15 protein-coding genes are annotated in these 14,450 nt (G+C 66.6%); 8 read left to right on the forward strand and 7 right to left on the reverse strand.

Translation table 11 applies throughout. The annotated features are described in order from the left end of the window. Positions 1-202 precede the first annotated feature (202 nt). The 5 genes from GONAM_RS15235 (at position 203) to GONAM_RS15255 (ending at position 5,434) form a co-directional block, all read left to right on the forward strand. Positions 203-994 carry an enoyl-CoA hydratase-related protein gene (locus GONAM_RS15235; protein WP_006867652.1) on the forward strand — a complete coding sequence of 264 codons (792 nt, stop codon included), beginning with the start codon at positions 203-205 and terminating at the stop codon, positions 992-994. 33 nt (positions 995-1,027) lie between these two features. Further along, complete coding sequence (locus tag GONAM_RS15240) at positions 1,028-1,777, forward strand: SDR family NAD(P)-dependent oxidoreductase (protein ID WP_006867653.1); 750 nt, start codon at positions 1,028-1,030, stop codon at positions 1,775-1,777. Positions 1,778-1,801: 24 nt separating this feature from the next. Then, positions 1,802-3,499, forward strand: a complete 1,698-nt coding sequence (locus GONAM_RS15245) for a class I adenylate-forming enzyme family protein (RefSeq protein WP_006867654.1) — start codon at positions 1,802-1,804, stop codon at positions 3,497-3,499. Positions 3,500-3,520: 21 nt separating this feature from the next. Continuing rightward, positions 3,521-4,666 carry an acyl-CoA dehydrogenase family protein gene (locus GONAM_RS15250; protein WP_006867655.1) on the forward strand — a complete coding sequence of 382 codons (1,146 nt, stop codon included), beginning with the start codon at positions 3,521-3,523 and terminating at the stop codon, positions 4,664-4,666. Between the two features lie 93 nt (positions 4,667-4,759). Then, complete coding sequence (locus GONAM_RS15255; protein ID WP_006867656.1) at positions 4,760-5,434, forward strand: TetR/AcrR family transcriptional regulator; 675 nt, start codon at positions 4,760-4,762, stop codon at positions 5,432-5,434. Here GONAM_RS15255 and GONAM_RS15260 read toward each other — a convergent pair. Next, the gene (locus tag GONAM_RS15260; RefSeq protein WP_006867657.1) at positions 5,408-6,028 is read right to left on the reverse strand and encodes a TetR/AcrR family transcriptional regulator; all 621 of its coding nucleotides are present in this window, start codon (positions 6,026-6,028) and stop codon (positions 5,408-5,410) included. The two genes, GONAM_RS15255 and GONAM_RS15260, sit on opposite strands and share 27 nt — an antisense overlap. A gap of 76 nt (positions 6,029-6,104) precedes the next feature. Between GONAM_RS15260 and GONAM_RS15265 the strand changes: the two genes are divergently transcribed. Next, positions 6,105-6,989 carry an alpha/beta fold hydrolase gene (locus GONAM_RS15265; protein WP_006867658.1) on the forward strand — a complete coding sequence of 295 codons (885 nt, stop codon included), beginning with the start codon at positions 6,105-6,107 and terminating at the stop codon, positions 6,987-6,989. A gap of 18 nt (positions 6,990-7,007) precedes the next feature. On the opposite strand, the gene GONAM_RS15270 is transcribed toward GONAM_RS15265, so the two are convergent. Then, on the reverse strand, positions 7,008-7,220 hold the full coding sequence (locus GONAM_RS15270; RefSeq protein ID WP_006867659.1) for a dodecin: 213 nt from the start codon (positions 7,218-7,220) through the stop codon (positions 7,008-7,010). 96 nt (positions 7,221-7,316) lie between these two features. Between GONAM_RS15270 and GONAM_RS15275 the strand changes: the two genes are divergently transcribed. Beyond that, a complete protein-coding gene (locus tag GONAM_RS15275) occupies positions 7,317-7,724 on the forward strand; it encodes a YchJ family protein (protein WP_040536662.1) in 408 nt (135 codons plus the stop codon). A gap of 1 nt (position 7,725) precedes the next feature. Here GONAM_RS15275 and GONAM_RS15280 read toward each other — a convergent pair whose 3' ends face one another. From GONAM_RS15280 to GONAM_RS15300, 5 genes are all read right to left on the reverse strand, one after another. Continuing rightward, a complete protein-coding gene (locus tag GONAM_RS15280) occupies positions 7,726-8,670 on the reverse strand; it encodes a putative antibiotic biosynthesis monooxygenase (protein WP_006867661.1) in 945 nt (314 codons plus the stop codon). 8 nt (positions 8,671-8,678) lie between these two features. Continuing rightward, on the reverse strand, positions 8,679-10,076 hold the full coding sequence (locus GONAM_RS15285) for an amidohydrolase family protein (RefSeq protein ID WP_006867662.1): 1,398 nt from the start codon (positions 10,074-10,076) through the stop codon (positions 8,679-8,681). Between the two features lie 265 nt (positions 10,077-10,341). Next, a complete protein-coding gene (locus GONAM_RS15290; protein ID WP_006867663.1) occupies positions 10,342-10,974 on the reverse strand; it encodes a DUF2461 domain-containing protein in 633 nt (210 codons plus the stop codon). Next, complete coding sequence (locus GONAM_RS15295; RefSeq protein WP_006867664.1) at positions 10,971-12,083, reverse strand: DUF6670 family protein; 1,113 nt, start codon at positions 12,081-12,083, stop codon at positions 10,971-10,973. Before GONAM_RS15295 ends, GONAM_RS15290 begins: the two co-directional genes overlap by 4 nt. Then, entirely contained in the window at positions 12,080-12,634 is a 555-nt protein-coding gene (locus tag GONAM_RS15300; RefSeq protein ID WP_040536664.1) for a CHAP domain-containing protein, read from the reverse strand. The genes GONAM_RS15295 and GONAM_RS15300 overlap by 4 nt, the downstream gene beginning before the upstream one ends. Positions 12,635-12,894: 260 nt before the next feature. On the opposite strand from GONAM_RS15300, the gene GONAM_RS15305 reads away from it, so the two are divergent. After that, positions 12,895-14,397 carry a phospholipase D-like domain-containing protein gene (locus GONAM_RS15305; protein ID WP_040536666.1) on the forward strand — a complete coding sequence of 501 codons (1,503 nt, stop codon included), beginning with the start codon at positions 12,895-12,897 and terminating at the stop codon, positions 14,395-14,397. Positions 14,398-14,450: the final 53 nt, after the last annotated feature.

The following is a 14,450-nucleotide window of genomic DNA, read 5'->3' on the forward strand; positions in this document are numbered from 1 at the left end:
GGTCCGCGGGAAGGAAATGGACCAGCGGGAACACCGGCACGGGAGTGACCCTTGACACATCCGAACCGATGAATGTACGTTCACTCATACCAACACATGAGTTCATCAAGAGACTCGTACCTCTCGAAAAATCACCGCTGATCACCGCAGATGCCCGCACGGACGTGCCTCGGGCGATTCCCCACCGCAAGGAGTGAACAGGATGGATTACGAAGACATCGACTACACGGTCGAAGGTCCCACCGCGATCATCACGATGAACCGGCCGCACCGGTACAACGCCTTCCGTGCCAAGACGGTCGAGGAGATGATCAACGCCTTCCGACGCGCCTGGGCCGACAACGGCGTGCAGGCGGTGATCCTGACCGGGGCCGGCGAGAAGGCGTTCTGCACCGGTGGCGACGTGAAACAGCGTGCGGAGACCGGTGATTACGGTCCCAGCGAGAGCGGCATGTTCGAGATCGGCAACCTGCACAAGACGATCCGTGACATCCCCAAGCCGGTCATCGCCGCGGTCAACGGACTCGCCATCGGCGGTGGTCACGTGTTGCATGTCCTGTGCGACCTCACCATCGCCGCCGACACCGCACGCTTCGGTCAGTCCGGACCCAAGGTCGGCTCCTTCGACGCGGGGTTCGGCTCGGCCTTCCTCGCTCGTGTGGTGGGGGAGAAGCGGGCCCGGGAGATCTGGTACCTGTGCCGGCAGTACGACGCCGAGACCGCCGAACGGTGGGGCCTGGTCAACTGGGTCGTCCCGGCTGCGGACCTGCTCGACGAGGCGAAGAAGATCGCCGCCGAGATCGCCGAGAAGTCGCCCACCACGCTGCGTTTCCTCAAGCAGAGCTTCAATGCCGACACCGACCACCAGGCCGGGCTGTCGAATCTCGCGATGAGCGCGCTCGACCTCTTCACCCATTCCCCGGAAGGGCTCGAGGGAGCCAATGCCTTCGCGGAGAAGCGCGCGCCGCAGTTCAACCAGTACGTCGGTGCCTGATCACCGTCCCCGCGACAGGACAGAGGAAACCTCATGAGTGACAAGCACATCGCCGTCGTGACCGGCGCCGGGTCCGGCATCGGCAAGGCCATCGCGCTCGGCTTCGCGGCGCAGGGCACCACGGTGGTCGCCGCAGACCTCGACCTCGAGGCCGCCAAGCGCACCGCAGAGGAGGCCGGTTCCATCGTCCCGATGGCCGTCGACGTCGCCGACCGGACGAAGGTCGACGAACTCCGGGACGCCGTGAACGCCGAGGTCGGCGTCCCCGACATCCTCATCAACGCCGCCGGGTGGGACCGCACGGACCAGTTCCTCAACGCCACCACCGAATTCGCCGAGAAGGTGGTGGCCATCAACTACCTCGGTCCCGTGCACATGGCCAGCGCATTCCTGCCCGGCATGGTGGAGGCGTCGAAGACCGACGGCTGGCAGGGCGGCCGTGTCATCAACCTCGCCTCCGACGCCGGTCGTGTCGGATCGGCGGGCGAGACCATCTACGCCGGAGCCAAGGGCGGCGTCATCGCCCTCTCGAAGTCGCTCGCGCGGGAGATGGCCCGGTACCAGATCACCGTCAACGCGGTCTGCCCCGGGCCCACCGACACCCCGCTGTTCCAGGCCCAGCCGGAGAAGCTGAAAGAAGCTCTGGTGAAGGCGATCCCGTTCCGCCGGCTCGCACGACCCGACGAGGTCGCCGCACCCGTCCTGTTCTTCGCCTCCTCCGCGGCGTCGTTCATCACCGGCCAGGTGGTCAGCGTCAGCGGCGGTCTCACCATGGCCGGCTGACCGGCCCAGCACCGGAGGACCGAGATGACAACTGAGGGAATCGACATGACCCCCGACACGAGTTACGTCTACGACGCACACGCGTACCGCAGTTTCTTCGAGCACGAGTTCACCTACCTGAACGGATTCCGTCGCAACGTCGGCCGATACGCCGGCGAGATCGCGATGATCGACCCGCTCACCGACCGGAAGTGGACGTACGCCGAACTCGGTTCTGCGGTCGACGAACTCGCGGCCGGTCTCGCCGACCGCGGGGTGACCGACGGCGACGTGGTGGGTTATCAGCTGCTGAACGGCCCGGAGTTCGCACAGCTCTACCTGGCGACGCAGGCGGCCGGAGCGGTCGGGTCACCGGTGAACTTCCGGCTCGCGGCCGGCGAGACGGCCGTCATCCTCGACATCAGTCGACCGAAGGTCTACGTCTACGACGCCGGTCTCGGCGCCATGGTCGGTGAGGCGATCGCGCTCGCCGAGCACACACCGGAATTGCTGGTCGGGGTCGGTGAGGGGGAACTCGTCCCCGGCTCCATCCGCTTCGACGACCTACCCGTCGCCGGTCGTGCGACGCCGACGGTCACGCGCGGTGTCTTCGACGAGACGACCCGGTTGTACACCTCGGGGACCACGGGTATGCCCAAAGCGGTGCCGATGAACTCGGCCATCGAGATCTTCTCGGCGCACGACGTGATCATGCACTTCCCGCTGTCACCGGACGACCGGACGCTGAACATGACCCCGTGGTTCCACCGTGGCGGCCTTTACTGTGCCGGGCCCAATCCGTCGTTCTACCTGGGCTCCTCGGTCGTTCCGATGCGCACCTTCGACCCGGAGCTCACCCTCGACTGGGTGGAGAAGTACCGCCTGACGTTCCTCATCGGTGCGCCGACCAACCTGGCGATGCTCGCCACCGCACAGTCGGCGAACCCGCGTGACCTCTCCAGTTTGCGCGGCATCGTCACGATGGGCGCACCGCTCGAACGCGAGGCCGCACTGCGCTACCAAGAGGTGCTCACCCCGCGGATCTTCAACGGCTACGGCAGCACCGAGGGTTTCTGGAACACCTTCCTGCGTCCCGACGACCTGCCCGACCACGCCGGAACCGCCGGGCGGGCCTGCATCGACGACGACGTCCGCGTGGTTCGCGTCCACGACGACGGCCACCTGGCGAGCCCGGACGAGGTCGTCGCCCGCGACGGTGAAGAAGTCGGCGAGGTCATCATCCGGTCACCCAAATGCGCAGCCGCCTACTACGACTCCCCGCAGCAGGAGAAGGCGAAGTACAACGGCAGCTGGCTGTACATCGGCGATTTGGCCACCTGGGATGCGGGCGAGTTCGTCACCATCGTCGGACGCAAGGACGACATGCTCCTGTCCGGCGGTGAGAACGTCCACCCGGTCCAGGTCGAGGAGGCGCTGAACGGTCATCCCGGAGTGGCGGATTCGCTCGTGGTGGGTGTGCCCGACGAACAGTGGGGAAGCCTCGTCGTCGCCTACATCGTGCCCGCCGACGGGGATGCCCCCACTCCGGAGGACCTCGACGCGTACTGCCGCACGCACCCGATGTTGTCGAGCTTCAAACGTCCGCGCGCCTATCGCATCGTCGACTCGCTGCCGGTGTCGGCGACCGGGAAGAAGCTGCACTACAAGGCCACCGAATCCGCGGCACGAGAGATGGCCGACGGCGTGTTCGCCGCGCCGGCCACCGACCGCGTCCACGGCTGACACATCCGAACCGGAGAATCGATGTCTTCACTCATCCACGACCTCGAACACAAACACTTCCGTGAGACGGTCAGACGTTATGTCGCCGAACAGATCACCCCCGCGCACGCCGACTGGGAGAGCGCCGGACAGTGGGACCGCGGACTGTTCGTCGAAGCAGGCAAGAACGGCCTTCTCGGCTTTCCCGTACCCGAACAGTTCGGCGGTCCCGGCGTCGACGACTTCCGGTACAACGCCATCCTCATCGACGAGGTGGCACGCACCGGCGCCGCCGCCGAGGCCATCGCCTTCTCCCTGCAGAACGACGTCGTCCTGCCGTATCTCACGGAGCTGACCACCGACGAGCAGAAGGCGCGCTGGTTGCCGGGTGTGGTCGGCGGTGACACCGTGCTGGGCATCGCGATGACCGAACCCGGGGCGGGCAGCGATCTCGCCGGCATCCGTACCTCCGCGGTCCGCGACGGTGACCACTACGTCGTCAACGGTGCGAAGACCTTCATCTCCAACGGTCGCAACGGCGACCTCTTCGTGGTCGCGACCCGGACCGGCCCCGAAAAACACAAGGGGCTTACGCTTTTCGTCGTCGAGGCGGACACTCCCGGATTTGTGCGGGGTCGCAAACTCGACAAGATCGGGCTGCACGCGCAGGACACCAGCGAACTGTCCTTCGAGGACATGCGCGTGCCCGTGGCCAACCGGCTGGGTGAGGAGGGCGAGGGTTTCTACCAGCTCGTCCGCAACCTCCCGCAGGAACGGCTGTCGCTGGCCGTCGGTGCCGTCGCGGCCGCCGAGGGTACGTTCGAACGCACTCTGGAGTACGTGCGGGAGCGCACCGCCTTCGGGTCGCCGATCTCGTCGTTCCAGAACACCCAGTTCGTCGCCGCCGAGCTCGCGACCGAACTCGACATCGCCCGTACCTTCCTCGACGACTGCATAGCCGAACACGTGGCCGGCGAGCTGACGCCGGCACGGGCCGCGAAACTCAAGTGGTGGGCCACCGAGCTGCAGGTACGCACCGCCGACCGGTGCCTGCAACTGCACGGCGGCTACGGCTACATGCGGGAGTACCCGGTGTCGCGCGCGTTCGTCGACGCCCGCATCCAGACCATCTACGGCGGTACCACCGAGATCATGAAGACGATCGTCGCCAAGGACCTCGGTCTCTAGGGCTTGTACAGTGAGTGAACGCTGATTCAACTTCCCGGGTGCAGCCCGTGGATCGACTCGGCGCTCACGAGCGGATCAGAAGGAAGTACTGCGATGGCGAAACCTGCCACGGCGAGGTCGTCGGCCGACCTGGCCGTCGAGGAGGCGGTGCGCGCGGTGCGTGTGTCCACGCGCCGCCGTCAGCTGCTCGACGCCGCGGTGAAGGTCATGGAGCGCACCGGCTTCCACCAGATGTCGATGCAGGCGCTCGCCGAGGAGGCGCAGGTCAGTGTCGGACTGTTCTACAAGTACTTCGGCGGCAAGGAAGAGATCCTGCTCGCCGCGATCGTCGACATCCTCGAGGCCTTCCGGGATCAGCTCCAGCCCGCCATGGACCGTGCCGGCGACGACCCCGTCGAACAGTTGATCGCGGGATTCCGGCAATACGCGACCATCGTCGACGAGAACCGCGACGCCGTCGTGCTGACCTACCGGGAGAGCCGCACGCTCGACGCCGCGGGACGTGAGCGGATCAAGGAACTCGAGGTCGAGACCTCCGCGCCGATGCGGGCCGCGGTCACCGCCGGCATCGAGGCCGGGCTCATCCTCGATGTCGACGCCGACCTCGTGGTCTTCGACCTGATGATGCTGGCGCACGGATGGGCGCTCAAGCACTGGCATTTCGCGCCCGGATACGACCTCGACCGGTACGTCTCGGCGCAGCTCCGCTTCGCGTTGCAGTCCCTCGTCGTCGAGGACGCCCTACCGACGTACCTCGCCCGCCTCTGAGATCGGTTCCGCCCGAGCCGGTGTGGCGAGCGCGCGCGCGTAGCAGCCCATCGCCCGTCCCGCGGCGAGGATGGCGTCGGTGGAGCGCTGGGTGCGGGCGACGATGAACGCTCCCTCGAGCGCCGACACCGCCGCGGTCATCAGTGAGCGGGCGTCCGCCTCGGGGAGTCCGCGCGCCGTGAACAGGGCCGCGCCGGTGTCGATCCACGACGACATGACCTCGGCGGCGATCTCTCGGAGGTCGGGTTCGGCGTCGGCGATCTCGCCGGCGACGGTCCCGACGGGACACATGTTCAGCCACCCGCCCTGTTCGATGGTCTCCGCGGCGGCGACGAACGCCGCCTCGATCCCGTCGGCGGGGTCGTCGTAGGGAGCCAGGAGCATGCCGACCAACTCGCCGTAGGCCGTTCCGGACTGTCGGAGTGCGGCGGCCGCGATGTCCCGCTTGCCGCCTTTGAAGTGGTGATAGATCGAACCGATGGGGGCACCGGACGTCTCGACGACCTGTTTGATCCCGGTCGCGGCGTACCCCTGCCGGCGCAGGAGCTCGGTCATCGCCACCACGATGCGCTCATCGGTCTTCACCCTGGTCATTCTAGAACAATGATTCTAGAATGATCATTCTAGAGGCCGGGTCGGCCTCGTCCGTCCGAGGTGAGGAGCGTGCACCATGTCCGAGCTCAACCGGAAGACGAGCGCCGCGCCGGGTGTTCTCCAGCGAATCGAAACGCCGGCCGGCACGGTCGAGTACGCGGAGGACGGGGAGGGGCCGCCGGTCGTGTTCCTGCACGGCCTACTCATGGACCACGCGGTGTGGGACGACGTGATCCCGTTGCTGCCGAACGGGTTTCGCTACATCCGCCCGATCCTTCCCCTCGGGTCGCACCGTATCCCCCTCAACGAGGACGCGGTCCTTTCGATGGACGGGATGGTCGGGCTGGTCGCGGACATCCTCGACGCCCTCGACCTGCGCGACGTGACCCTCGTTCATTCCGACTGGGGCGGTTCGCTGTTCCTCACCTCGCTCGGGCGGGACGAGCGTGTCGCGAGGATGGTGGTTCTCCCGTGCGAGGCCTTCGAGAACTTCCCGCCCGGGTTGCCCGGCAAGATGGCCACCCTGGCGGTGCGCCTGCCCGGGGGCATCACCCTGGCGGCACGCCAGCTGCGGGTCGGGTGGCTTCGGCGATTGCCGGTGCTGTGGGGATGGATGGTCGACAAGCCCGTCGACGACGAACGAATTCGCCGGTGGACGGACCCGGTCCTGCGTGACCCGCGTATCCGGCGCGACGTCACCAAGTACGCGACGACGTCGTTCGATCCCGCCGAGCTGGTTCGGAAAACCGAGGCATTGCGGGGGTTCGGCGGAGAGGTGCTCGTGCTGTGGTCGCCCGACAACCGGGTGATGCCACCGGCGCACGGACCACGTCTCGCCGAACTCGCGCCGCGGGGCCGCTATGCCGAGATCCCCGGCGCGGCGGTGCTGTCCATGCTCGACGAACCGCAGGCAGTCGCGCGCGAGATCGGCGCATTCCTCACCGCCGCCACCAGGGGCTAGTACGTCTGGGCTCCGGAGTCAGGAGCCTTCGATCTTGAAGCCGACTTTCAGGGTGACCTGGAAGTGCGCGATCTGTCCGTCCTCGATGTGACCACGGGTCTCGGTCACCTCGAACCAGTCCAGATGGTTGACCGTCTGCGATGCACGGGCGATGGCGTTCCGGATCGCGTCGTCGGTGCCGGTCGCGGCCGAACCGACCACTTCGATGACCCGATAAACATTGTCGGACAAGGATTCTCCCTCCGTTGGGGTCGGCCCGGTCACCTCATGGGCAACCGGACCGCCTCTTGGGTGATCTCGTTTCTGTCTACCCCTAAGATGCGGGGAATGAACACCGAATCGGCAAACCGAGATCCCGGCGCGAGGTGCCCGTGCCTGTCCGGATTCGCCTTCGGCGAATGCTGCGGACCCGTCCTCGCCGGTGAGCGCGCCGCGCCGACCGCAGAGGCGCTGATGCGCTCGCGCTTCACCGCTTTCGCCCTCGGTGACCGCAACCACCTGTTGGTCAGCTGGCACCCCGACACCCGCCCGGACGACCTCGAACTCGACGACGCGATGCGCTGGTACCGCTTGGACGTCGAGTCGACGGACGGTGGATCGCCGTTCGACACCGAGGGGGAGGTCACCTTCACCGCGTACTACAAGTCCGGTTCCGAGCGAGGGTCACTCCACGAACGCAGCCGTTTCACCCGGTACGACGGGCGGTGGGTCTATCTCGACGGGGTGCTCGGCTGAGTCAGCTGTCCACGTAATCCCAGAACTGGAGCCAGGTGACGTTGGCGAAGATCACCAGGCACACGATGTAGAGCAGCAGAATCGTCACGGTCCCGGCCAGATTGCTGCGCAGGCCGTTGCCGTCCACCGGATCCAGCCAGCGGCGGAACGGTTTCGCCGCCCACGGCATGAGCCACCATTGCATCAACCCGACGCTCACGACCTGACTCAGCCACAGTGCCAGCCATGGTTCCGCTCCGATACGGTCGAGCACCGGTCCGAGGAACCGGGACAGGATCATCACCGTGGGGTACAGCACCAACAGGACCATCATCGCCGACTTCCAGTTCGGCGTCTGACGGAAGCGGCCGTTGTCGGTGCGCACCGTGGTGCCGAAGGCGGTGGTCGCCGACATCGTCTCGAAGTCGTGGGTGAGGCTCGATCGCAAGATGTCGAGCGCTTCGCCGCGTTCCCGAGATGACACCCAGGCCGATAGCTGCCGGGCGGTGCGGAAGCGCAACACCGACAGCGCGGACCCGGTGGCGTCGTCGATGAACAGGGCGGTTCCTTCATATCCGCTGAACTCCGATGCGGCGTCGGTCAGTTCACGCTGCGCGCGGAGGAACTCGTCGGACCTGCCCGGGAGGATGTCGTGACGGAAGGCGCCGACTCCGGTTGGGGGAGCCTCGCCGTCGACGAGTAGGAGCGTCGGCGCCGACGGCAGAAAGCCCAGATCGCTTCCCCGGCGCAGGATCTCCGCCCGCTGGGTGCTGTCGAGCCAGCGGTCGCAGGCCTCGGGGTCTGCGAACGTCGCCGCCACCGCCGGTTCGAAATGCCCGTCGGTCACCGTCGAGATGTCGGTACCGAGGCAACCCTCGGTGTCGGCCGCCGACCCGGCGAGCGATGCCGCCCAGTCGGCAAATCCCGCCTGCGAAGCGGGATGGAAGACCGACAGGGTGACGACCATTGCTCTGGCTACAGGACCACTTGTCGGCCCTGGACGTAGACCTCGGCGATCGAGGATTCGCGAATTCCCATGAGCAGCCCGAAGAGGGTCTGATCGCGGGCGAGTACGGGGTCGTCGGAGCGGACAGCGTTGTCCAGCATGGCTTTCAGGCCGTCGACCGGTTCGATGACGAGAAAGTCTGCTTCCTTGCCCTCGTCGAAGTTCCCGAAGCGGTTCTCCATGTCGAGCGCGCGGGCCCCGCCGAGGGTCCCGATGAACAGCATCTCCGCCGGGTGCATCGACACCCCGGCCTCGCCGGGTTCGGTGATGTGCTGTTTGAATGCGTCACCGAGGACGCGTGGGATCAACCACTCGTCGCCACCGCCGAAATCGGTTCCCGCGGAGATGTTGACCCCGGAGGCGACCGTGCGCTTCCACGGCATCGTCCCGGACCCGAGGAACAGCTGTGACACCGGACAGTGGGAGATCGAGGTCCCGGTCTCGGCCATACGCGCGAGTTCGGCATCCTGGCAGTGGACGCTGTGAGCGAGGATGGTGCGCGGCCCGAGCAGGCTCTTGCCGCCGACTTGCGAGCCGGGAAGGAACTTGCCGTCGTAGGTGTCGAGGTACGAGTCGACCTGATAGACGTCCTTGGTCGTGTCGATCTCGCCGGTACCCGGCCGGTGGTTCTCGTTGAGGTGAGTGTGCACGTAGACACCCCGGTCGCGGTATTCGTCGTAGAGCTCGCCGAGATTCCGCAGGGTTTCGGTCGTCACCGACAACGAGAACCTCGGCACGATCGCGACGTGCAGGAGCGCCGTTCGGTGGTCGCCGGTGTCGGCGGCGTGCCACTTCTCGATCTCGTCCCTCGTCAGGCGGATTGCATCCTCCTCCGACGTGAGCAGCGGCTTCGCGGTGTCGCCTCCGACGGTCTGGATTCCGCGCCCGGAGACAAGGCGCAGCCCCGCCTTGCGGGTCTCCTCGAACAGCGCGTCCTGCGCGTGGGGAAACGCCGACCCGAACGCCATCATCGCGGTCGTCCCGGCCGCGACCCGTCGCTTGGTGAATTCGACTGCCGCGGTCCGCGCGAACTCGGGATCGACGAACTGCGATTCGGACGGGAAGATGCAGAGGTTCAGCCACTCGAGAAGCTGTCCGCCACCGTAGGAGTCACCCGCATAGGTCTGCGGGAAGTGGATGTGCGTGTCGACGAATCCGGGGATCAGATAGCCGCCGGGGTGTTCGTGCCGTTGGGCGGACGCGAACTCTGCTGGTAGGCGGGACTTCTCACCGCAGTACTTGATCGTGCCGTCGGCCCCGACCACCAGCGCCCCGTCGGGGATCTCGACGAGCGCGTCCGACGCTTCGGTGATCAACGGGTTGCCGGCCAGATGGAAGATGTGACCGTGGTGAACATGATCGGGCATCTACAGGCTCCTCCGCTCGCAGGCGGACATCACGTGAACGGGCATCACCGAGCAAGAATCGCACGCCCGAGGTGCTGACGCAGGTCGGCTTGACGGTGGCGCAGTGGACGGCGCCATCGTCACAGGCTCGCAGCCAGTATGAACTCGCCGACCTGAGCGAGAGGGACCAGATTGCGAACCGCTACCGATTCGTGTCCCGCGGACCCCGTAGCCGATGGCCGATGTCTCGGGGCGTGACGCGAAAGTCGTTCGGGACGCTCGGTGTTCAGGTGGCGGCGTGGCGGACGATCCAGTCGACGAGCGTATTGGTCTCGCGCCAATCCTTGCGGACGCGGTCGACGAGCGCCGGGGTGTGGATGACCTCGTCGAAGCCGTAGTCGCGGCCGGCGAAGAGCGACTTGTGGCGCAGCAGTTCGATGCGCGGATGATCGATGTCGTAGCCGCGCGGAGCGGTCTTCAGGCGGTCGCCGCCGATCTCCCATCCGGCCTTGGCGAGTTTTCGAACGATGCGCTCGAGCTCGGGGCCGTGCCGGTCGTGGTCGATGGCCTTCCGCAGTTCGGCGAGGCGCGCCGGCGCAGCCTCGTAGAAACCCGCGCCGACCCGGACACCGGGTGCGCCGATCTGGATGTAGTACCCGGTGGCCGGAGCCACCGCGACGAATGCACCCTGGTGCGTCTTGTACGGAGACTTGTCCTTGGAGAAGCGCACATCGCGGTACGGGCGGAACAGCTTGGCGATGCCGAATTCGTCGGCGAGTTCTTCGGCAAGAGCCGTCATCGGTTCCGCGACCGCGGCGCGATAGATCTCTTTGTGCTGCTCCCAGAAGAACTTCGAGTTGTCGATCTCGAGATCGTCGTAGAAGTCGAGAGCGGCTTCGGGGAATCCGTCGAAGCTCATGGCATTCCTGTCTTCGCTGTACCGGACCCGTTCCGGTGGCGGTGGGGTCGTTCGTCGATGTGCTCGGAATACCCCCGCGTGGTGAACTCCTCGCCGTCGACGCGCACCCGTGCGTCGTAACCGGAGATGTAACCGCGACCGACCGCGAATCGCTGTGGACAGTCGTAGGTTCCGACGACCGAGACGCCGCTGCAACCGAACTCGAAGACGCGGGGGAGGAATCGCTCGTTCCCGTGTGAGTCCGTGGTGGGGGTGTCGTCCGTCTCCAGGACGCGGTGATAACCCTCGTGGACCTTGTGATCGGCTGCGCCGTCGAGTGATCGGCGGATGACGTTGGTCTCGACGATGCTTCCGGAGACCCCCAGTTGGGTGAACAGGATCTGGCGTTCACCGGGTAGGTCGACGACGTGATAACTGAACCACTCCAGCGGGATCTGCCGGTCCGTGGCGCGGCGGAGTACCACGTAGGGGCTGATGGATCGCGCGTACTCGAGGTTCCCCACTCCGGAGATCTCGGTCGTCGCACCGCGGTGCGTCACCTGACCCCGGTAGCGTCCCAGGTGACCGATGTGCTGCCAGACAGGTGATCTGACGAACCAGGTGGGATTGGGACGGCAGGTCATCGTCAGCTCTACGTGGAGATCATCTGCATGGATCCGGATGTCGAACTGCGGGTGCGTCCCGGTGATCGACGCCAGGGTGCCGAACTCTGCGCGGTTCGGTGCGAACCGCCCGTCGCGTCGGATGGAGAGCACCTCCCGCGCGTAGGCGCTGTCGGCACCACTCGACGCGGAGGCCACGATGATGTCCTGCGGGTCGTCGGGGGTGGCCTCCTGCGGGAAGTCGAAGGCGCGGAGACCGGTCATGCCGGCCATGACCATCAGGCTCAGGTATCGGTGTGGGTCGGGCAGAGACGGCAACATGAGGCCGTAGTGGCTCCACCCGAAGCGGCCCGGCAGTTCGGTGTGCGGCAGGAGATCGAGCGATCCGTCGAACGGCTTCTGCGAGGCGAGGTGTGCGGAGTCGGTGAAGTGCCGGGCCACCGCCAGTGCGGGTCGCAAAGCGCCCGGAGGGCGCGAGCGGTAGATCAGCCGTCTATCGTCGGTCATCGCTCGGCATCCCGCTCGAGGTCGAGGCGTCCGAACCCGACGACGCCGCCGTCGGACCTCCAGTCCAGTTCGTGTACCCGGATCTTGCGCATCTCGTTGCCCCCGACCGTCGTGGCCTCGTCGCCGTCGACCCGGACCACGATATTGGTGTGCTGGCCCAGGGCCGACGACCGGTCGTAGAGGACGACGTCGCCCACGCGGGGCGTGTAGTCGCCGACCGGCTCGAAACGTCGGCTGTCCTCGAAATACTCCTGGAGGGTGAACACCCCCGGAATCCGCCAGTGCCCCGAGTGTGGGTTGGCGAACGGCGCCCCGGCCTCGCGCATGATCCAGCTGACGAAGTTCGCGCACCACGGTTCGTCGACGCCTTCGGAGTAGAAGGTGCCCGGACGCTGCGCGGCGTGCTCGTCGCGGAGCAACTCGACGATCCGGTTCTGTGTCGGCGTCAGCTGGCCGGCGTCGACCTGGGGAAACTCCGCAGTGTCCCACGGCAGCCACCGCTCGGGGACGGTGCGCCAGGCGATCACCCCTGCGCCCAACATCAGGACCATGACGAGCGCGGCGGCGACGACGAACGGCCGGCGTCGTCGACGGGCTGGGCGTTCGCCGAGGTCCCTGCGTTCTTCGAGGTCCCCCTGTTCCGCAAGGTCCCTCTGTTCCGCAAGGTCACTGGCCGAGTCGGGTCTCACCCCGACGAGTGTAAGGAGTGCCACGCGGTGCGGTGCCGCGCTGCGCTGCGGGGTGTTGGCAGAATGACGGGCTGGCGGGGGCTGCGAATCACGACCGTGAGAAGAACGGGGCGGAACACCACATGACGGACGAACCGGGGCACGAGCCGATACTGCGTGCGGGGGACACGTGTCGGGAGATCGCCACTGCCGACCGCGTCGCCTGCATCGTCGATGCGGCGGATTACTTCCTGCACGCAAAGTCGGCGCTCCTGCAGGCGCGACGCCGCGTCATCCTGATCGGCTGGGATGTCGACACGAGGATCAGTCTGGACCCGCGGTCACCGGAGGGAGACGTTCCCGACCGGCTCGGCGAATTCCTCAAGTGGCTCGGCGCGAACCGGCCGGGACTCGAGATCTATGTGCTGCGCTGGAGCACGGGTGCCTTCACCGGGATGCTGCGCGGTGTGGCGCCGCCGTTCGTCCAGGACCTGTTGACGGGGCGTCGACTGCATTTTCGGATCGATGCCGCCCATCCGGTGTCGGCCGCGCATCACCAGAAGATCGCCGTCATCGACGATCAGTTCGCGTTCTGCGGCGGTATCGACATGACTGTCGATCGCTGGGACACTTCGGAGCACCTCTCGCACAACGACTTCCGTCGTGATCCCGACGGGGAGCCACATGGTCCCTGGCATGACGTGACCGTCGCGCTCGACGGGGATGCGGCACGTGTCGTCGCAGGTGTCGCCGTCGACCGGTGGGAAGCGGCGACCGGTGAACGTCTGGCGCCCCTCGTCGACACCGAGGGTCCCGACATCTGGCCCGAGGAACTCGGGGTCACGTTCACCGACTGCGAGGTCGGGGTCGCCCGAACCATCCCGCACTACAACGACCGCGAGGAAGTCGACGAGATCCGCCGACTCTACAAGGCAGCCTTCGCAGCGGCCCGACGCACGATCTACATCGAGAGCCAGTACCTGGCGGCCCGCGAGATCGCGGATGCGCTCGCCGAACGACTCGCCGAACCCGATGGTCCCGAGATCGTCGTCGTCCTCCCGCGGCATGCCGACAGCCCGGTCGAACGACTGGCCATGGACGGTGCACGGCACAAACTGCTCCGGATGCTGTGGCGTGCCGACGTCCACGACCGGTTCCGCGCCTACTATCCGGTGACCTCGGAGGGCGACGAGATCTACGTCCACGCCAAGGTGCTCGTCGTCGACGACATCCTGTTGCGCATCGGTTCGTCCAATCTGAACAACCGATCGCTGGGCTTCGACAGTGAATGCGACGTCGCGATCGAGGCGCGCCGCGACGACCCCGACGATGCACGCATCCGCGACAACATCACGTCGGTGCGGACCCGGCTGCTGTCGGAACACCTCGGCGTCGATGCCGAGGTCTTCGACGACGCTGTGCGAGAGACGGATTCGCTGGTCGGCGCGATCGAGGCGCTGGCCACCCCGGGCCGCACACTCGAACTGTTCGACCGTGACGTCATCGATGACGAAGCCTCGATCATCGCCGAGAACGAGCTCGTCGACCCGGAGGACGCGAGCACCCCGCTGGTCGAACGGGTCTACCGCAGTGTGCTCCGGCGGGGAGCCGGAAAACGTCTGACGCGCTTGACTTCCACGCGCTGAAATCCGTCCCTGCGACGAGACGCTGACGCTGCCGAGGTGTGAGGAGCGCCAGC

Origin of the sequence: Gordonia namibiensis NBRC 108229 (assembly GCF_000298235.1) — a bacterium.
In the GTDB taxonomy this organism is placed as follows: domain Bacteria; phylum Actinomycetota; class Actinomycetes; order Mycobacteriales; family Mycobacteriaceae; genus Gordonia; species Gordonia namibiensis.